At 60.9% G+C, this 16256-nt stretch carries 16 protein-coding genes; 7 read left to right on the forward strand and 9 right to left on the reverse strand.

The window, feature by feature from the left end; translation table 11 throughout:
• Positions 1–4: 4 nt before the first annotated feature.
• Complete coding sequence (locus tag ACR0NT_RS07585) at positions 5–577, reverse strand: TetR/AcrR family transcriptional regulator (RefSeq protein WP_170674327.1); 573 nt, start codon at positions 575–577, stop codon at positions 5–7.
• 100 nt (positions 578–677) lie between these two features.
• Between ACR0NT_RS07585 and ACR0NT_RS07590 the strand changes: the two genes are divergently transcribed.
• Positions 678–1244 carry a carboxymuconolactone decarboxylase family protein gene (locus tag ACR0NT_RS07590; protein ID WP_170674329.1) on the forward strand — a complete coding sequence of 189 codons (567 nt, stop codon included), beginning with the start codon at positions 678–680 and terminating at the stop codon, positions 1242–1244.
• Here ACR0NT_RS07590 and recF read toward each other — a convergent pair.
• The 7 genes from recF to ACR0NT_RS07625 form a co-directional block, all read right to left on the reverse strand.
• Entirely contained in the window at positions 1241–2338 is a 1098-nt protein-coding gene (recF, locus tag ACR0NT_RS07595; RefSeq protein ID WP_170674331.1) for a DNA replication/repair protein RecF, read from the reverse strand. The genes ACR0NT_RS07590 and recF overlap by 4 nt on opposite strands.
• 59 nt (positions 2339–2397) lie before the next feature.
• Positions 2398–3519 carry a DNA polymerase III subunit beta gene (gene dnaN, locus ACR0NT_RS07600; protein ID WP_170447298.1) on the reverse strand — a complete coding sequence of 374 codons (1122 nt, stop codon included), beginning with the start codon at positions 3517–3519 and terminating at the stop codon, positions 2398–2400.
• A gap of 226 nt (positions 3520–3745) precedes the next feature.
• Positions 3746–5137, reverse strand: coding sequence for a chromosomal replication initiator protein DnaA (gene dnaA, locus ACR0NT_RS07605; protein WP_170447300.1), 1392 nt, complete (start codon positions 5135–5137; stop codon positions 3746–3748).
• Positions 5138–5695: 558 nt separating this feature from the next.
• Positions 5696–5959, reverse strand: a complete 264-nt coding sequence (rpsT, locus tag ACR0NT_RS07610) for a 30S ribosomal protein S20 (protein WP_058282200.1) — start codon at positions 5957–5959, stop codon at positions 5696–5698.
• A gap of 227 nt (positions 5960–6186) precedes the next feature.
• Positions 6187–6963, reverse strand: coding sequence for an enoyl-CoA hydratase (locus ACR0NT_RS07615; protein WP_170447301.1), 777 nt, complete (start codon positions 6961–6963; stop codon positions 6187–6189).
• Positions 6964–7029: 66 nt separating this feature from the next.
• Entirely contained in the window at positions 7030–7881 is an 852-nt protein-coding gene (gene mutM, locus ACR0NT_RS07620; protein ID WP_170447304.1) for a bifunctional DNA-formamidopyrimidine glycosylase/DNA-(apurinic or apyrimidinic site) lyase, read from the reverse strand.
• Complete coding sequence (locus tag ACR0NT_RS07625) at positions 7839–8519, reverse strand: hypothetical protein (protein WP_170447306.1); 681 nt, start codon at positions 8517–8519, stop codon at positions 7839–7841. The genes mutM and ACR0NT_RS07625 overlap by 43 nt, the downstream gene beginning before the upstream one ends.
• Positions 8520–8686: 167 nt before the next feature.
• Here ACR0NT_RS07625 and ubiE point away from each other — a divergent pair, with 167 nt between their 5' ends.
• On the forward strand, positions 8687–9439 hold the full coding sequence (gene ubiE / locus ACR0NT_RS07630; protein ID WP_170447308.1) for a bifunctional demethylmenaquinone methyltransferase/2-methoxy-6-polyprenyl-1,4-benzoquinol methylase UbiE: 753 nt from the start codon (positions 8687–8689) through the stop codon (positions 9437–9439).
• A 3-nt stretch (positions 9440–9442) separates the two neighbouring features.
• Positions 9443–10972, forward strand: a complete 1530-nt coding sequence (gene ubiB, locus ACR0NT_RS07635) for a 2-polyprenylphenol 6-hydroxylase (protein ID WP_170447310.1) — start codon at positions 9443–9445, stop codon at positions 10970–10972.
• Between the two features lie 99 nt (positions 10973–11071).
• On the opposite strand, the gene ACR0NT_RS07640 is transcribed toward ubiB, so the two are convergent.
• On the reverse strand, positions 11072–12247 hold the full coding sequence (locus ACR0NT_RS07640; RefSeq protein WP_170674333.1) for an acetyl-CoA C-acyltransferase family protein: 1176 nt from the start codon (positions 12245–12247) through the stop codon (positions 11072–11074).
• A gap of 117 nt (positions 12248–12364) precedes the next feature.
• Here ACR0NT_RS07640 and ACR0NT_RS07645 point away from each other — a divergent pair, with 117 nt between their 5' ends.
• From ACR0NT_RS07645 to tdh, 4 genes are all read left to right on the forward strand, one after another.
• On the forward strand, positions 12365–12928 hold the full coding sequence (locus ACR0NT_RS07645; protein WP_170447314.1) for an XRE family transcriptional regulator: 564 nt from the start codon (positions 12365–12367) through the stop codon (positions 12926–12928).
• Between the two features lie 108 nt (positions 12929–13036).
• Entirely contained in the window at positions 13037–14224 is a 1188-nt protein-coding gene (locus ACR0NT_RS07650; RefSeq protein WP_170674334.1) for a glycine C-acetyltransferase, read from the forward strand.
• The gene (locus ACR0NT_RS07655; RefSeq protein ID WP_170674336.1) at positions 14221–15171 is read left to right on the forward strand and encodes a cysteine synthase family protein; all 951 of its coding nucleotides are present in this window, start codon (positions 14221–14223) and stop codon (positions 15169–15171) included. Before ACR0NT_RS07650 ends, ACR0NT_RS07655 begins: the two co-directional genes overlap by 4 nt.
• A 19-nt stretch (positions 15172–15190) precedes the next feature.
• A complete protein-coding gene (gene tdh / locus ACR0NT_RS07660) occupies positions 15191–16219 on the forward strand; it encodes an L-threonine 3-dehydrogenase (RefSeq protein ID WP_170447532.1) in 1029 nt (342 codons plus the stop codon).
• Positions 16220–16256: the final 37 nt, after the last annotated feature.

The raw sequence follows: 16256 nt of genomic DNA on the forward strand, positions 1-16256 counted from the left end.
CCGATCAAAGCCGATCGAGGTCCGCCGCAATATCCGCAGCAATTTCCGCCGCGTTCACGTCGTCGCGTTCGGCGGACAACCGCAGCCCCAGAAGGTCGGACTGATAGCGCGCTGCAAGGCGATCCGGGTCACGGTCCGGGGAGATCTCTCCGGCCTCTTGTGCGCGGCGAAACAGCTCTGCGAAACAGGTTTTCATTTCGACCATATGGGTGCGCGCCTGTCCGGCCAGATCGTGATCCCTGGCCTGCAATTCCGCATAGGTCTTGGCCAACATGCAGGCTTTGGTCGGCAGGCCAAACGCCTCGACCACACGATGCGGCTGCGCCTTGAGCGCACCAAGCGGACCCAATTCCTGCGCCAGCGCCTTCATGTTCGCAACCCCGTCCTGCGCATAGCGCTCCAGCGCCAGCGCATAGAGCGCATCTTTCGACCCGAACGCCGCATAGAAACTGCCTGGCTTCAGTTTCAGCTCACGCTCCAGATCTTTCAGTGACGTTCCCGCCCAGCCGTGACGCCAGAAAATGTCACGGGCCTGCGCGATCAGCGCATCGCGGTCATAGGAAGGTTTGCGGGGCATCAACTTCACCAATTCTTGAACGTTCGCTCAAATATATACTTGAGCGATCACTCAAGAAACCCTAAATACGACTCATCGCGCCAGAAACAGGAGTTCCGACATGGCCAATTTCCCGTCTCATGACCTCGAAACCGCGCCCGAAGGGTCCAAACCGCTGCTCGAGAAATCTCAGGCCGCCTTTGGCCGTCTGCCCGGCCTGCATAAGGTGATGGCCGAAAGCCCGCAGCATCTGGAAGGCTATCAGGTTCTGCACGGCCTGTTCCTGCAGACCGATTTCGACAATGATGAGAAAACCGTCGTCTGGCAGACCATCAACGTGGAAAACGAATGCCACTACTGCGTGCCCGCCCATACCGGTATCGCCAAGATGATGAAGGTCTCGGACGAGATCACCGAGGCCCTGCGCAATGAAACCCCGCTGCCAAGCGCCAAGCTTGAGGCGCTGCGCACCTTCACCCTGCAAGTGATGGAAACCCGCGGCAACCCGACCGAAGATCAGTTGCAGGCCTTCTTCGACGCCGGTTACTCGCACCGCGCGGTTCTGGACGTGGTGCTGGGTCTGGCGCAGAAAACCATGTCGAACTACGTCAACCACATGGCGCAAACCCCGGTGGACGAGGTCATGCGCGGCTTCCTCTGGGAGCGCAAAGTCAGCGAACCGGCCTAAGCCGTCACGACCGAGCCCTCATCGCCTTCGGTGACAACCAAGGTCTGGGCCCGGTCGCCCAATTCCGAAAACAGTTCAAGCCCGGTACCCGTCATCCAGGCCTGAGCGCCCAGCGCACAAATCTCATCATACAGCGCCGCGCGCCGCCCCGCATCCAGATGCGCGGCCACCTCATCCAGCAACACGATCGGAGGTGCCCCCACCATCCCCGCCAACGCCCGCGCGTTCGACAGGATCAGGGACACCAGCAAGGCCTTTTGCTCTCCGGTCGAGCAATCCTTGGCCGGAACCCCCTTGGCCGCGAACACCCCGTACAAATCGGACCGATGCGGCCCGACCAACGTACGCCCCGCCGTCAGATCGCGGAATCGGCTCTCGTTCAACGCCTCGCGCAAATCCTCGGCCGTCTCCGGCATCTCCCCTTCGGTCTGAACCAGTTCCAGATCGGCCGAAGGGAAAGCAGTTTCCGCCAGCTCCTGCGCTGTCCGCAGATGATCCAACGCCGACAGCCGCGCTGCGTGAATACGATGACCGGTCTCGGCCATCTGCCCCTCAAGTGCGGCATACCAATGGGCATCGCGCACCTGCTCTTTCAGCAGCCGGTTTCGCTCCCGCATCGCCTTTTCATAGGCCAGCGAGGCTTCAGCGTGCGAAGGATCAAAACTCAGCGCAATCCGGTCCAGAAACCGCCGCCGCCCCTCAGCTCCTTCGATCCAAAGCCGGTCCATCAAGGGGATCAACCAGACCACCCGCGCCAGCTTGCCCAGATCGATCTGGCTGGCCGCCTTGCCGTCAATCCGAACCTGGCGCGCCGCACCGCCCTCGGACCACGTTTCGATCTCGTAATTCTGCCCCTGCGCGCTCAGCAAGCCGGACAGTTTCCAACCCAGCGCCTCGGGCCTCCGGGTCATCTCGGCCGCACTGGCCCGCCGCATCCCGCGACCGGGCGAAAACAGAGAAACCGCCTCAAGGATATTGGTCTTCCCGGCCCCGTTCGGCCCATGAATCGCCACCGGCCGCCCATCCAAGGACAACCGCGCCAGCTTATGAGACCGAAAATGCGAGACCGTAAGCTCGGTCAGGGCCAATCCCATGACCCCTCCCTTCATCTTTTAAAAAATACTCCCGCCGGAGGCATCGCGCGCCAGCGCGATCAGACGCGCATCGGCATGACCACGTAGACCGCGCTCTGATCATTGCCTTCGCGCATCAGGGTCGGATCACCGGCCGAGTTGAACAGGAACACCGCGTTTTCGCGATCCACCTGAGACGCAATCTCCAGCAGATACTTGGCGTTAAAACCAATCTCCAACCGCTCATCGCCATAGGCCACGGCCAGTTCTTCCTCGGCAGCGCCACTGTCGGGTGCGTTGACCGACAGAACCAGCTTGTCCGCATCCAGTTGCAGCTTCACCGCGCGCGAGCGTTCCGACGAAACCGTCGCCACCCGATCAACCGCCTGCGCAAACTCGGCTGCGTCCACTTCCAGCTGGCGGGTGTTGCCCTGCGGAATAACGCGGGTGTAGTCGGGGAAGGTGCCGTCGATCACTTTCGAAGTCAGCGTGATGTCGGGTGTCGCGAAACGCACCTTGGTTTCACTGACCGAAACGGCGATGTCCATCTCATCATCGTCCAGCAGCTTGCGCAGCTCGCCTACGGTTTTGCGCGGCACAATCACGCCGGGCATGTCCGCGGCACCATCCGGCAGATCGGCGTCGATGCGGGCCAGACGGTGGCCGTCGGTGGCCACACAGCGCAGCACCTTTCCGCCTTCGGATCCGTCGGCCACATGCATGTAGACACCGTTCAGGTAGTACCTGGTTTCTTCGGTCGAGATGGCAAATTTCGATTTGTCGAACAGCCGCCGTAGCAGCGCAGCCGAGGCCGTGAAATTCGATTGATACTCCGAGGACGCCATCACCGGAAAATCCTCTTTCGGCAAGGTCGCCAGCGAGAAGTTCGACCGGCCCGCCTCAACCGTCAGGCGGCCTGCGGCGCTGTCGGCGCTCAGGGTGACCAGCGCCCCGTCGGGCAGTTTGCGCACGATCTCATGCAGGGTCGTCGCCGCGACAGTCGTCGCGCCCGCCTTTTCCACCTGCGCCGGGGCCTTGTCGACCACTTCGATATCCAGATCGGTGGCGCGGAACATGGCCTGATCGCCTTCGGCCTCGATCAGCACGTTGGCCAGTATCGGAATGGTGTTGCGACGTTCGACAACAGATTGGGCCTGGGAAACGGCCTTGAGAAGGGTGCCGCGTTCGATGCTGATCTTCATACCCTCAGTTCCTCTGACTTGCGTACCGACATGGGCGGGACTGGCACGTTAGCGGTTCCACCCTGAGGCACAAGGATTTTTTACGGTTTTCTGGGTTGGAACTCCCATTGCGTCAAGGGGCGCGTGGCCCGGCGGGCACAGTTCATCGGCGACCGTGGATAATTGCGCACAAAAAAGCCCCGGGCGCGAAGGTCCGGGGCATTTCCTGAGGGGCTTGAGGTAAGCCTCAGGCTTCCAGCGCGCGGCGCAGCATTTCCACGTCTTCGGCAATCTGGCCGTCGGTGGTTTTCAGCTCTTCGATGCGCTTGACGCCGTGCATGACCGTGGTGTGGTCACGCCCGCCAAATCGGCGGCCGATCTCGGGCAGCGAGCGGCTGGTCAGTTGCTTGCACAGATACATCGCCACCTGACGCGGGCGGGCATAGGACCGCAGGCGCTTGGGGCCGATGATGTCGGACAGGCGGATGTTGTAATAGTCCGACACTTTGCGCTGAATCTCTTCGACCGTGATCTTACGCTCGGACGCGCGCAGTACGTCAGCCAGACAATCCTGCGTCAGCTCCATGTCGATCTCACGCCCCACCAGCGAGGCAAAGGCGAACAGACGGGTCAGGGCACCTTCCAGCACGCGAACGTTGGTCGAGATACGATGAGCAAGGAATTCCAACACGCCATCGGCAATGGTCAGGTCGGGATAGGTGCTGCTGTACTGCTGCACCTTGTTCTGCAGGATGCCCAGACGCAGTTCGTAATCGGTCGGGTGCAGGTCAACGACCAGACCGCATTGCAGGCGCGACTTCACGCGATCTTCCAGATCCTTGATCTCGCCCGGGGCGCGGTCGGCCGAGATGATGATCTGCTTGTTCTGGTCCACCAGCGCGTTGAAGGTGTGAAAGAACTCTTCCTGGGTTGAATCCTTGCCGGCGATGAACTGCACGTCATCGACCATCAGCACATCGACCGAGCGGAACAGGTGTTTGAAATCCATCATCCGACGTTCGCGCAGAGCCCGCACAAAGCGGTACATGAACTGTTCTGCGGACAGGTACAGGACATTCAGCTCGGGCCGTTTGGTTTTCAACTCCCACGCAATGGCATGCATCAGGTGGGTTTTACCCAGGCCGACACCGCCATACAGAACCAGCGGGTTGAAGGTGACGGGGCCGCCTTCGGACACACGGCGCGCGGCGGCGTGGGCCAGTTCGTTGGGCTTGCCGACCACAAAGCTGTCAAAGGTGAAACGGGCGTCCAATGGCGCGGCCTGCATCGATTCCAGCGCATCGTTTGCCGACTCGGCCTGTTGCGACAAAGATTGGGGTTGCGGCGTGTCCTGAACAACCGCGGGTGCGGGTTCGTTGGATGGGCGTACCGGCGAATTGGCGGCGACGCGAAAGGCCAGACGCTGCACTGATTCCCCGGCGGTGTTCATCTCATACAAAATGAGATCCGCAAAATTCTGGCTCACATAGTTGCCCATGAAGTTCGTCGGTACCGAGAACACCGCCACCCCATCCTGCAGCTCTTGAAATTCAAGAGGTTCGATCCAGGTGGTGTAGTTGTTCTTACCGACCGCCTTGAGCAATTTGTTACGCAGTTGTCCCCATTTCTCTTGTGTCATCAAGCGCCTCACGCATCCCATTCTTTATTGGCCTGACGGCCTTATTACCCAGTTCCGGTTACCCGGTTATTTTTTGCTTTTCACTCGCAATAGGATACCCACACGCCAAACCACGTGGGTCTGGCGAGGCTGTCCCCTAAACTCAGCACAGCCTGACGGGTGGACACCCGAAAACAGGGCGCCCGCATGCAGGGTTGCGCATCGCAAACATATTTTTAGACAGGGCTCAGATCTTCGGTGACCCGAAAACCTATAGCAGATCAACAAACGGGCAGTATCCGTTTGCCAACATTCGTTTCGCGACCATCCTGATGCCCGTCAGTTTGATCAATGAAACAGCCTGTCCCCCCAAGCGAGTGAATCGCTGACTTAGTGGTAACAAGAGGCCAAGGCGTACGGCAACGAAACTCTGATGTTGACTCGGGTCTTTGGCCGAAAGAATCTCTCGGCTTCGTGAAGACGCGGCTTTCCGGCAACAGCACAAAAAAAGCGCCACGAATTGTGACGCTTTTATGAACAATTCAGCCGTGAATTGTTGACCTTAGGTCAACCCAGGGGTTAGCCCAGAGCTTTGACCCGGGCCGACAGGCGCGACATTTTGCGCGAGGCGGTGTTCTTGTGGAAGACGCCTTTGGTGACGCCGCGCATCAGCTCGGGCTGAGCCGCGCGCAGGGCTGCGGTCGCTGCGTCCTTGTCGCCGGATGCGATCGCTTCTTCGACTTTGCGCAGGTAGGTGCGGATGCGCGAACGGCGCGCTTTGTTGATTGCGAAACGCTTGTCATTCTGACGCGCGCGTTTTTTAGCCTGGGGCGAATTTGCCATGTGTTTCTGACCTTCGTTCGGTACGGTTATGTTCGGTTACGCGTCACGGATTATCCGCACCGGATCAGAATCACGGGTGTGAGTCGGGCCAAGCGGGCCGCACGCGCATGTATAGCGGCGCTAGTTATCCAAGATTGCGCGCTTTGCCAAGCCGATTCTTTCACAAGACATGACCGGCATGAAAAAGGCGGGCCAGGCCCGCCTGATCCCGGTCCCCGGCGCGCGGTTTACTTGTCGCGGAATTGGGCGGCGCGTTTTTCCTGGAACGCGGCCATACCTTCTTTCTGGTCTTCGGTTGCGAACATGGAATGAAAGACACGGCGTTCGAACAACAGGCCTTCGCTCAGCGTAACCTCATAGCTGCGGTTGACGGCCTCTTTGGCGGCCATCGTGCTGAGCTGCGATTTCTCGGCAATCTTCTGGGCCGCACCGATCGCTTCTTCCACAAGCTTTTTGGCCGGAACCACCCGGCTGACCAAACCGGCGCGTTCAGCCTCTTCGGCGTCCATGAAACGACCGGTCAGGTTCATATCCATCGCCTTGGACTTGCCGACAAAGCGGGTCAGGCGCTGCGTGCCCCCCAATCCGGCAATGACACCCAGATTGATTTCGGGCTGACCAAACTTGGCGGTGTCGGCGGCAATGATGAAATCGCACAGCATCGCCAGTTCGCACCCGCCGCCCAGCGCATAGCCCGAAACGGCAGCAATGATCGGTTTGCGGATCGCACAGATTCGGTCATTGAAATCGCCGAACAGATTGGATTCATAGACGTCGACAAAGCTCATCTCGGACATCTCTTTGATATCCGCCCCAGCTGCAAAGGCCTTGTCCGAGCCGGTGATGACGATGCAGCGCACCTTGTCGTTCTGGTCCGCATCTTCAAGCGCCGAGCTGAGCTCTTGCGTGAGCTGCGCGTTCAGCGCGTTCAGTGCATCGGGTCTGTCGAGCTTGATAAGTGCGACGTGGTCTTCGATTTCGACGATGATCGTCTCAAAAGCCATGAGGTGTAAGCTTCCGGTTGTTCCGTTCAGATACGATTCCTTATCACGCGAGGAAGCTGGATCAAGTTATCTTTGGCATTGCGCGCAATAGAAGGATGAGCGACCGGACTGGGTGATTCTTTTGACCTTCGCACCGCAGCCCTCGGTGCGGCAGGGTTCGCCTTCGCGCCCGTAAACATCAAAGCTGTGCTGAAAATATCCAAGTTCTCCATCGGCTTGGCGGAAATCGCGCAGGGATGATCCGCCAGCCTCGATGGCGTCCTGCAGCACCTGCCGGATGATCGGAACCAGTGCGGCAACGCGCGCGTCAGAAATCTGTCCGGCCTTGCGACGTGGCGACACGCCCGCGCGATAAAGCGCCTCGCAGACATAGATATTGCCCAATCCGGCAACGATTCCCTGATCCAGCAACGCCGATTTGACCGGGGTGTTTTTTCCACGGAACGCCTCGATCAGGTGCTGTTCGTGAAAATCATTGCCCAGCGGTTCCGGCCCCAGAACCGACAGCAGCTTGTGCGCCTCGGCGGTGGCGGTCGACAGCAGATCCATCGCGCCGAACCGGCGCGGATCGTTGAAGGTCACCCGCGCGCCATTGGCCATGTGGAACACAACGTGGTCATGTTTTTCGGGCATCGGGTGGTCATGCGCGAACTGTCCCAGCGGATCGCCCGACACCGTCATCCGCCCGGACATACCCAGATGGATCAGCAAGGTTTCCCCGCTGCTGAGATCGGCCAGAATGTATTTCGAGCGCCGCCGCAGCCGGTCGACCCGCTGCCCAGTCAGCCGTTCCGCCATACGGTCGGGAAAGGGCCAGCGCAGATCGGGACGGTTCACATCCGCCCGTTCGATCACCACACCCTCCATCGAAGGTATCAGCCCGCGGCGGACCGTTTCAACCTCGGGAAGTTCCGGCATGTGCTCTCCTGATTTGCTGCCAGCGCGCTTTCAAATGCCTGCACCATTTCATCATGTCCGGTGACATATTTCAAAATCCGCGCCGTCTTCCCATCTGAAAAACGCAGCACGTAGGTCCCGTGATGTCTGAGGCTGATTTTAGTCAGCCCGGACAAATCATAATAGCGCCGTTGAAACAGCCAACCCGTCGTGACCAATTCGGCCCCATCGATCGTCACCGTGTTCACCAGATGATAGATCAGGGTGTAGACGACAAGCCCGACCAGCGACAGCTTGATCCATAGTATTGTTTCCGCCTCCAAACCCGGGAAAACCTTGTCATCGGGCATCAGCTCGGGCTGGAAAAAGCAGATGTTGAGCGCATTGAACAGCGCAATCGCAATCAGGACCAGCAAACCCGGAGTGGTGCGAAAGGTCAGTCGCGTCAGCGACTGCTGCGCAGGCCGTTCACTGCCCGCACGCGAGATCGCCTCGTCCACAGGATCATTGGGAAAATGGCGGGCCACGGCGTCCAGTTTGTCGCCCAGCCCTTCGGCGCGGTACACGCGCCGGATGGTGCGAAAGACCGCTTTGATCCGCCATCCGAAAAACACAAGCACCAGAAGGACGGGCAACAAGGCTGTCAGAATGCTTGCCAACAGGAAATCTCCGGTCCTTATAAATACCCGCCTGTGGTTTTACGCGGCGACTAAGGAAAATCTGTGGCGCATCTGTCAATTCGCCGCCCCCTGCTACCTTTTCGCGCGATTGTCTTCCCGGCTGCGCGGCCTATAAGGATGAGCAACTCAGGCAAAGGCGTCCTTTCATGTCCGACAACAGCGACAAGACCACACATTTCGGGTTCGAAACCGTGCGCGAGGCTGACAAGGCCGGGCGTGTGCAGGGCGTGTTCAACTCGGTCGCCTCGAAATACGACGTGATGAACGATGTCATGTCGATGGGCATTCACCGGGTCTGGAAAGACGCGATGATGGATTGGCTGGCCCCGCGCCCCGGTCAGCGCCTTCTGGATGTGGCCGGCGGCACGGGCGATATCTCGTTTCGCTTCCTCAAACGCGCGGGCTATGGCCATGCCACCGTACTGGACCTGACCGAGCCGATGCTGGTCGAAGGCCGCCAGCGCGCCGAGGCCGATCAGATGTCCGACAGCCTGAACTGGGTGGTGGGCGACGCGATGTCCCTGCCGTTCGAGGACAATACGTTCGACGTCTACACGATCTCATTCGGCATCCGGAACGTGACCCGCCCGCAAGAGGCCCTGAACGAAGCGTTCCGCGTGCTGAAACCCGGTGGCCGCCTGATGGTGCTGGAATTCAGCCAGCTGCCCAATGATGGGCTGCAAAAACTATATGACCTTTACAGTTTCAACGTCATCCCGCGTATGGGCAAGCTGATCGCCAACGATTACGACAGCTATCAATATCTGGTGGAATCGATCCGCAAGTTCCCCGATCAGGAGACCTTCCTGAACATGGTCCGTACCGCCGGGTTCGAAAACGCCAAATACCGTAACCTCAGCATGGGTATCGCCGCGCTGCACTCCGGCTGGAAGATCTGATCCATGCGAGGCCCTCACAACATCATCCGCCTGATCCGCACAGGCGCCACGCTGGAACGCACAGGCGCCATGAACGTGGTACTGGACGCCTTCGAGGCCCCCCGCGCCCTGCGTTTCGTGGCCCATGCCCTGGGCAAACCGTTTCAGTGGCTGGGCTACAAGGGTGACCCCGAAATGCCGCCCGCGACGCGGGCGCTGACGGCGCTGGGCCCGGCCTATATCAAGTTCGGTCAGGTGCTCTCGACCCGACCGGACGTGGTCGGCAATGAACTGGCCGCCCAGTTGCGCGTGCTGCAAGACAAGCTGCCGCCCTTTTCGCGCGCCGAGGCCATGGCCGAAGTGTCCAAGGAACTGGGCCAGCCGGTGGAGGAGGTGTTCTCGGAGTTCAGCGAACCCATCGCCGCGGCCTCGATTGCGCAGGTCCACAAGGCCAAGCTGAGCAGCACCGGAGAGGATGTCGCCGTCAAGGTTCTGCGCCCCGGTATCGAACGCGCGTTCCGCAAGGATGTGGACGCTTTCTATTTCGCCGCCCGCATCGTCCAGCTGTTCGCCCCCGGCGCGCGCCGCCTGCGTCCGATGGACGTGATCGAACATTTCGATGGCGTCGTGCGCGGCGAGCTGGACCTGCGGCTGGAAAGCGCCGCCGCCTCGGAATACGCCGCCAACACCAAGGATGACGCGGGGTTCTGGCTGCCTCCTGTGGTCTGGTCCCTGTCTGCCCGCCGGGTGATGACGCTCAGCTGGGCTGACGGCATTCCGCTGGGTGAAAACGACGCGCTTGATGCCGCCGGACACAACCGCCGCGATCTGGCCGAGCGCGTCCTGCGCCTGTTCCTGCTGCACGCGCTGCGCGACGGCTACTTCCACGCCGACATGCACCAGGGCAATCTGAAGGTCGCCGCCAATGGCGATATCATCGCCTATGACTATGGCATCATGGGCCATATCGACGAATACACCCGCCGGGTCTATGCCGAGATCCTCTTCGGCTTCATCCGCCGCGACTACAAACGCGTGGCCGAGGTGCATTTCGAGGCCGGCTACGTCCCTGCCGACAGGGATGTCGACGAATTCGCCCGCGCCCTGCGCGCCGTGGGCGAGCCGATCTTCGGTATGGACGCTTCGAATATCTCGATGGGGCGCCTGCTGAACTACCTGTTCGAGGTCACCGAACGGTTCGGCATGGAAACCCGGACGGAACTGATCCTGCTGCAACGTACGATGGTGGTGGTCGAGGGCGTCGCACGCTCACTTGACCCACACACGAACATCTGGGAGGTCGCCCGCCCCGTGGTCGAGGATTACATCAAGCAATCCATCGGCCCGCGTGCCGCCCTGCGTGATTTCGGCAAAACCGCCTGGGTTCTGGCCCGCTTCGGCCCCCGCCTGCCGGGGTTGGTCGAAAACGCCCTGATCGCCCAGACCCAGAAGGATGATCCTCAGACTTCACCTCTTTGGTCTGCGGCTCTGCCTGCCGGTATCGGTGCCGCAGTTGGCGCCGCGCTGGTTCTGCTGCTCAACGCGCTCAGCTAAAGCCATCCCGCCCGCTTCATCTGTCCAAAAATATCCTCGTGGGGAATCGCGCCAAAGGCGCGATGGGGGGCAGACAGCCCCCCCTGCCCCGGCTTCGGCTCAGAGCCGTTCGATGGCGATAGCAATCCCCTGCCCGCCACCGATACACATGGTGATCAGCCCTTTGGATCCACCTGTGCGCTCCAGTTCGTACAGCGCCTTCAGCGTGATGATCGCACCGGTCGCCCCGACCGGATGGCCCAGCGCAATCGCCCCACCATTTGGGTTCACCTTCGATGCGTCCAGCCCAAGCTCCCGATTCACCGCCAGAGCCTGCGCCGCGAATGCCTCGTTGCTTTCGATCACATCGAAATCGTCCACCGACAGGCCGGTCTTGTCCATCAGGTTCCGCACTGCCGGAACCGGCCCGATGCCCATCACCTCGGGGCGCACACCGGCATGGGCATAACCCAGAATGCGCGCTTTGGGTTTCAACCCGGCTTTCTCGGCCGCCTCCGCCGTGGCAAGAACCATCGCAGCCGCGCCGTCATTGATGCCCGAAGCATTGCCCGCCGTCACACGACCGTCTTTCTTGAACACCGGCCGCAACCCGGCCAACGCCTCGGCCGTGGTGGCCTTGGGGTGTTCATCGACCTTGAAATCCACCATGTCCCGCTTGACCTTGACCTGAACCGGCGCGATCTGGCTGTCGAAATACCCCGCCTCGATCGCCGCCGCTGCGCGGGTCTGGCTGGTGATCGCAAACTCGTCCATCTGTGTGCGGCTGATCTGATGCTCATCAGCGACATTCTCAGCCGTCACGCCCATATGGCCGGTGCCAAAGGGGCAGTTCAGCGCGCCCAGCATCATGTCCAACGAGGACACATCGCCCATCTTCGCCCCCCACCGCGCCTGCGGCACGATGTATGGGCTGCGCGACATGCTCTCGGCCCCGCCTGCCACGGCAAACTCGGCGTCGCCCAGCATCAGGGACTGCACCGCCGAAACAATCGCCTGCGCACCCGATCCACACAGCCGGTTCACATTCATCGCAGGCGTCCCGTTCGGTATCCCCGCCTGCATCGCGGCAACGCGCGACAGGTACATGTCGCGCGGCTCGGTATTGATCACGTGACCAAACACCACATGCCCGATCTGCGCACCGTCGACACCCGACCGCTCCAGCGCGGCCTCTGTGGCAACGGTCGCCAGGTCGATGGGCGCGGTCGATGCCAGCGCGCCGCCAAAGGTTCCAATTGCGGTGCGGGCACCGTCCAGCAATACGATATCGGTCATGTCAGTCTCCTCCGGGATTCGGCAGCAGTATGCACCTGCAGCATGGACCTGTCCTATGAGACGTCCCGTCACGGTTGGAATTGACATCCATCCCCGCAAGGCGCATGAAATTCCGTCATGACGGACAACACTGACGATATCCTGACACGCCTGCCCGCCCGCCTGAAAGAGGCGCGCCGGGCCAAGGGCCTGTCGCTTGAAGCCGTGGCCAATCTCAGCGGGGTGTCCCGCTCGATGGTCAGCCAGATCGAACGCGGCGAAAGCAGCCCGACCATCTCGACCCTGTGGAACCTGACCCGCGCCCTGCAGGTGGATTTCGCGGGTCTGCTGGAAGAGGCCAACACCGCCGACCAAATCGAAGTGCTGCGCAAGGCCGAGGTGCCCAGCATCGACAATATGGGCCAGAACTGCCGCATCCGTATCCTCTCCCCGCCCGAAGAGGCCGGCGGGCACGAGGTCTACGACATCGAATTCGACGCGGGCGGTGCCCTGACGAGCCAGCCCCACGCGCGCGGCGCAAGGGAACAACTGACGGTGTTGGAGGGCGCAGTCCGCGTGACCTCGGGCACTGCGTCCCGCGATCTGAAACAGGGCGATACGGCCCGCTATGCGGCGGATGTGGCCCATTCGATTGTGGCCGACAGCCCGGCGCGCGTGTTCCTGATCGTCAAGAACGCCTGAAATCAAATCATCCGTTTTTACGGATTTTCATCTTTTATATTGTATTTCCCCCATTTGGGAACTACATCCGTTATGTTAGACACGCGACTCACATAAACGGAGACCGCCATGGCAGATGCATTCCTGTCCCATATCACGGACACCCTCGCGCAGATCGAATCCGAGGGTCTGTATAAACGCGAACGAATGATCACCTCGCCTCAGGGCAGTGAGATTACGGTCGGCGACAAGCAGGTGATCAACCTGTGCGCCAACAACTACCTGGGCCTGGCCGATCACCCGGCGCTGATCGACGCCGCCAAGGGCGCAATGGAGCCCAAAGGGTTCGGCATGGCCTCGGTCCGGTTCATCTGCGGCACGCAAGACATTCACCGCGAGTTGGAACAGAAGCTGGCGCAATTCCTGAACAAGGACGACGCGATCCTGTTTGCGGCCTGTTTCGATGCCAATGGCGGTTTGTTCGAGCCTTTGCTGGGGCCTGAGGATGCCATCATCTCGGACAGCCTGAACCACGCCTCGATCATCGACGGGGTGCGGCTGTGCAAGGCAAAGCGCTATCGCTACATGAACAACGACATGAACGACCTCGAAGCCTGGCTGAAACAGGCGCGCGAGGATGGCGCCCGGCATATCATGATCGCCACCGATGGCGTGTTTTCGATGGATGGCTATCTGGCCAACCTGCCGAAGATTCGCGAACTGGCCGACAAATACGACGCCATCGTCATGGTCGATGATTGCCACGCCACCGGCTTCATGGGGCCGAACGGGGCCGGAACGCCGGATCATTTCGGCGTCGATGTCGACATTCTGACGGGAACCTTGGGCAAGGCACTTGGGGGCGCAATCGGCGGTTATATCGCCGGGCCGCAGCCAGTGATCGACCTACTGCGGCAGCGCGCGCGGCCCTATCTGTTCTCGAACTCGCTGCCACCTTCTATCGTCGCTGCCGGTCTGGAAGCGATCCGTCTGGTCGAAGAGGGCGACATGCTGCGCGCGCAACTGTTCGGCAACGCCAAATACTGGCGCGCAGGGTTGGAAAAGCTGGGTTTTGACCTGTTGCCCGGCGAACACCCGATCATCCCGGTGATGCTGGGTGAAGCAACACTGGCACAGGACATGGCTTCCAAACTGTTTGACGAGGGCGTCTATGTCTCGGGCTTTTTCTTCCCGGTTGTCCCGCGTGGGCAAGCGCGGATCAGAACACAGATGAATGCGGCTCTGACAAGGGACGAACTGGACCGCGCACTGGCCGCGTTTGGCAAGGTGGGCAAGGAACTGGGAGTGATCTCTTGATCCTGCCCTCTGTCATCGACGCAATCGGAGACACGCCGCTTGTCGAGCTTTCGCGCGTATGCCGGCAGCTTGATCTGGACGGGCGTATTCTGGCCAAGCTGGATTACCTGCTGCCGGGGTTTTCGAAAAAGGACCGGGCCGCGAAGTCCATCATCGAACTGGCCCGGGCCGATGGCACATTGGCGCCGGGGCAGGCGGTTGTTGAACTGACCTCGGGCAATATGGGCACAGGTCTGGCGATTGTCTGCGGCATTCTGGGTCATCCTTTCGTCGCGGTCATGAGCGCCGGAAACTCGGTTGAACGCGCACGCATGATGCGGGCCCTCGGGGCAGAGGTCGTGATCGTCCCGCAAGCCGAGGGCAGCAAACCCGGCGAGGTTTCGGGGGCCGACCTGGCCTTGGTGGATGAGGCCGCGCAGCGCATCACCGCTGAACGCAATGCGTTTCGCGCCGACCAGTTCGGTCATTCCGGCAACCCCAAAGCCCATGCCACCGGCACGGGGCCAGAAATCTGGGACCAGTCCACCGGGTCCGTGACGGCATTCTGCGACTTTGCAGGGTCTGGCGGCACGCTGGCCGGGGCGGCAGAATACCTGACCCCGCTGGGCGTGCGCTGCTATGCGGTCGAACCCGAAGGCGCGCGCGCAATCGCCGGAGAAGCCATCAGCAACCCCGATCACCCAATTCAGGGCGGCGGCTATGCCATGGGCGATCTGGTCCACCTGAACGGAACGACACTGGCCGGGCATCTGTCGGTTTCGGGTGACGCAGCACGGGACAGCGCGCGATTGCTGGCCCGGACCGAAGGCATTTTCGCGGGCTTCTCGGCGGGTGCCAACCTTGCTGCGGCCATCGACCTGTTGCGCGGGCCGGAAAAAGGCGGCTGCGTTGCGATTGTGATGTGTGACAGCGGTTTGAAATATCTGTCTACCGATTTGTGGGAGTAACCTCATGCGACCCAACACCATGAAAGCACTTGAGAAATCCAAACCCGAAGAGGGTCTGTGGATGGTCCAGGCCCCGGTGCCCGAGATCGGCCCGGAAGAGGTTCTGATCCGCATCAACAAGACCGGTATCTGCGGCACCGATATCCATATCTGGAACTGGGACGAATGGGCCTCGGCCACGGTGCCGATCCCGATGATCACCGGCCATGAATTCGCAGGTGAGATCGTCGAGATCGGGCGCAACGTGACCGGGCTTGAGATCGGCCAGCGCTGCTCGGGCGAAGGGCATCTGATCGGAACCGACAGCCGCCAGAGCCGCGCCGGCAAGTTCCACCTGGACCCGGGCACGCGGGGTATCGGCGTGAACGAACAGGGGGCTTTTGCGCAATATCTGAAACTGCCCGCCTTCAACGTGGTGCCCTTGCCGGATGATGTGCCGGATGAGATCGGCGCCATCCTCGACCCGCTGGGCAATGCCGTGCATACCGCGCTCAGCTTCGACTTGTTGGGTGAGGATGTACTGATCACCGGCGCAGGCCCCATCGGCATCATGGCCGCCGCCGTGGCCCGTCATGCAGGGGCCCGGCACGTGGTGATCACCGATATCAACCCGGATCGCCTGAAACTGGCGGAACATGTGGTGCCGACCGTGCGCACCGTCGATGTCTCCAAGGAAGAGTTGCAGGATGTCATAGCGGAATTGGGCATGAAGGAAGGCTTCGATGTGGGTCTGGAAATGTCGGGCTCGCAAATCGCGCTGGACCAGATGGTCGAGGCACTGGTGATGGGTGGCAAGATCGCCCTGCTGGGTATTCCGCCCGGAAAATCTCCGGTCGACTGGTCGCGCATCGTGTTCAAGGCCATCACCATCAAGGGCGTCTATGGCCGCGAGATGTTCGAGACCTGGTACAAGATGATCGCCATGTTGCAGAACGGCCTGGATGTCAGCCGGGTCATCACGCACCAGATGAAGGTCGACGATTTCGCCGAAGGCTTTGCCGCAATGAAATCGGGTCAGTCCGGCAAGGTGGTGCTGGACTGGACCTGACGCTCTGGCACCGCGCGGGTTTTGACCCTAAACAGGG

The organism is Ruegeria sp. AB10, from assembly GCF_056542745.1.

What these genes read in the sequence shown, in the direction of transcription:
- rpsT (WP_058282200.1), bottom strand. Translation starts at nt 5,959, where the DNA reads ATGGCAAATTCGCCCCAGGCTAAAAAACGCGCGCGTCAGAATGACAAG.
- dnaN (WP_170447298.1), bottom strand. Translation starts at nt 3,519, where the DNA reads ATGAAGATCAGCATCGAACGCGGCACCCTTCTCAAGGCCGTTTCCCAG.
- ACR0NT_RS07585 (WP_170674327.1), bottom strand. Translation starts at nt 577, where the DNA reads ATGCCCCGCAAACCTTCCTATGACCGCGATGCGCTGATCGCGCAGGCC.
- ACR0NT_RS07640 (WP_170674333.1), bottom strand. Translation starts at nt 12,247, where the DNA reads ATGACCGATATCGTATTGCTGGACGGTGCCCGCACCGCAATTGGAACC.
- dnaA (WP_170447300.1), bottom strand. Translation starts at nt 5,137, where the DNA reads ATGACACAAGAGAAATGGGGACAACTGCGTAACAAATTGCTCAAGGCG.
- ACR0NT_RS07590 (WP_170674329.1), top strand. Translation starts at nt 678, where the DNA reads ATGGCCAATTTCCCGTCTCATGACCTCGAAACCGCGCCCGAAGGGTCC.
- ACR0NT_RS07650 (WP_170674334.1), top strand. Translation starts at nt 13,037, where the DNA reads ATGGCAGATGCATTCCTGTCCCATATCACGGACACCCTCGCGCAGATC.
- mutM (WP_170447304.1), bottom strand. Translation starts at nt 7,881, where the DNA reads ATGCCGGAACTTCCCGAGGTTGAAACGGTCCGCCGCGGGCTGATACCT.
- ACR0NT_RS07615 (WP_170447301.1), bottom strand. Translation starts at nt 6,963, where the DNA reads ATGGCTTTTGAGACGATCATCGTCGAAATCGAAGACCACGTCGCACTT.
- ubiE (WP_170447308.1), top strand. Translation starts at nt 8,687, where the DNA reads ATGTCCGACAACAGCGACAAGACCACACATTTCGGGTTCGAAACCGTG.
- ubiB (WP_170447310.1), top strand. Translation starts at nt 9,443, where the DNA reads ATGCGAGGCCCTCACAACATCATCCGCCTGATCCGCACAGGCGCCACG.
- recF (WP_170674331.1), bottom strand. Translation starts at nt 2,338, where the DNA reads ATGGGATTGGCCCTGACCGAGCTTACGGTCTCGCATTTTCGGTCTCAT.
- tdh (WP_170447532.1), top strand. Translation starts at nt 15,191, where the DNA reads ATGAAAGCACTTGAGAAATCCAAACCCGAAGAGGGTCTGTGGATGGTC.
- ACR0NT_RS07645 (WP_170447314.1), top strand. Translation starts at nt 12,365, where the DNA reads ATGACGGACAACACTGACGATATCCTGACACGCCTGCCCGCCCGCCTG.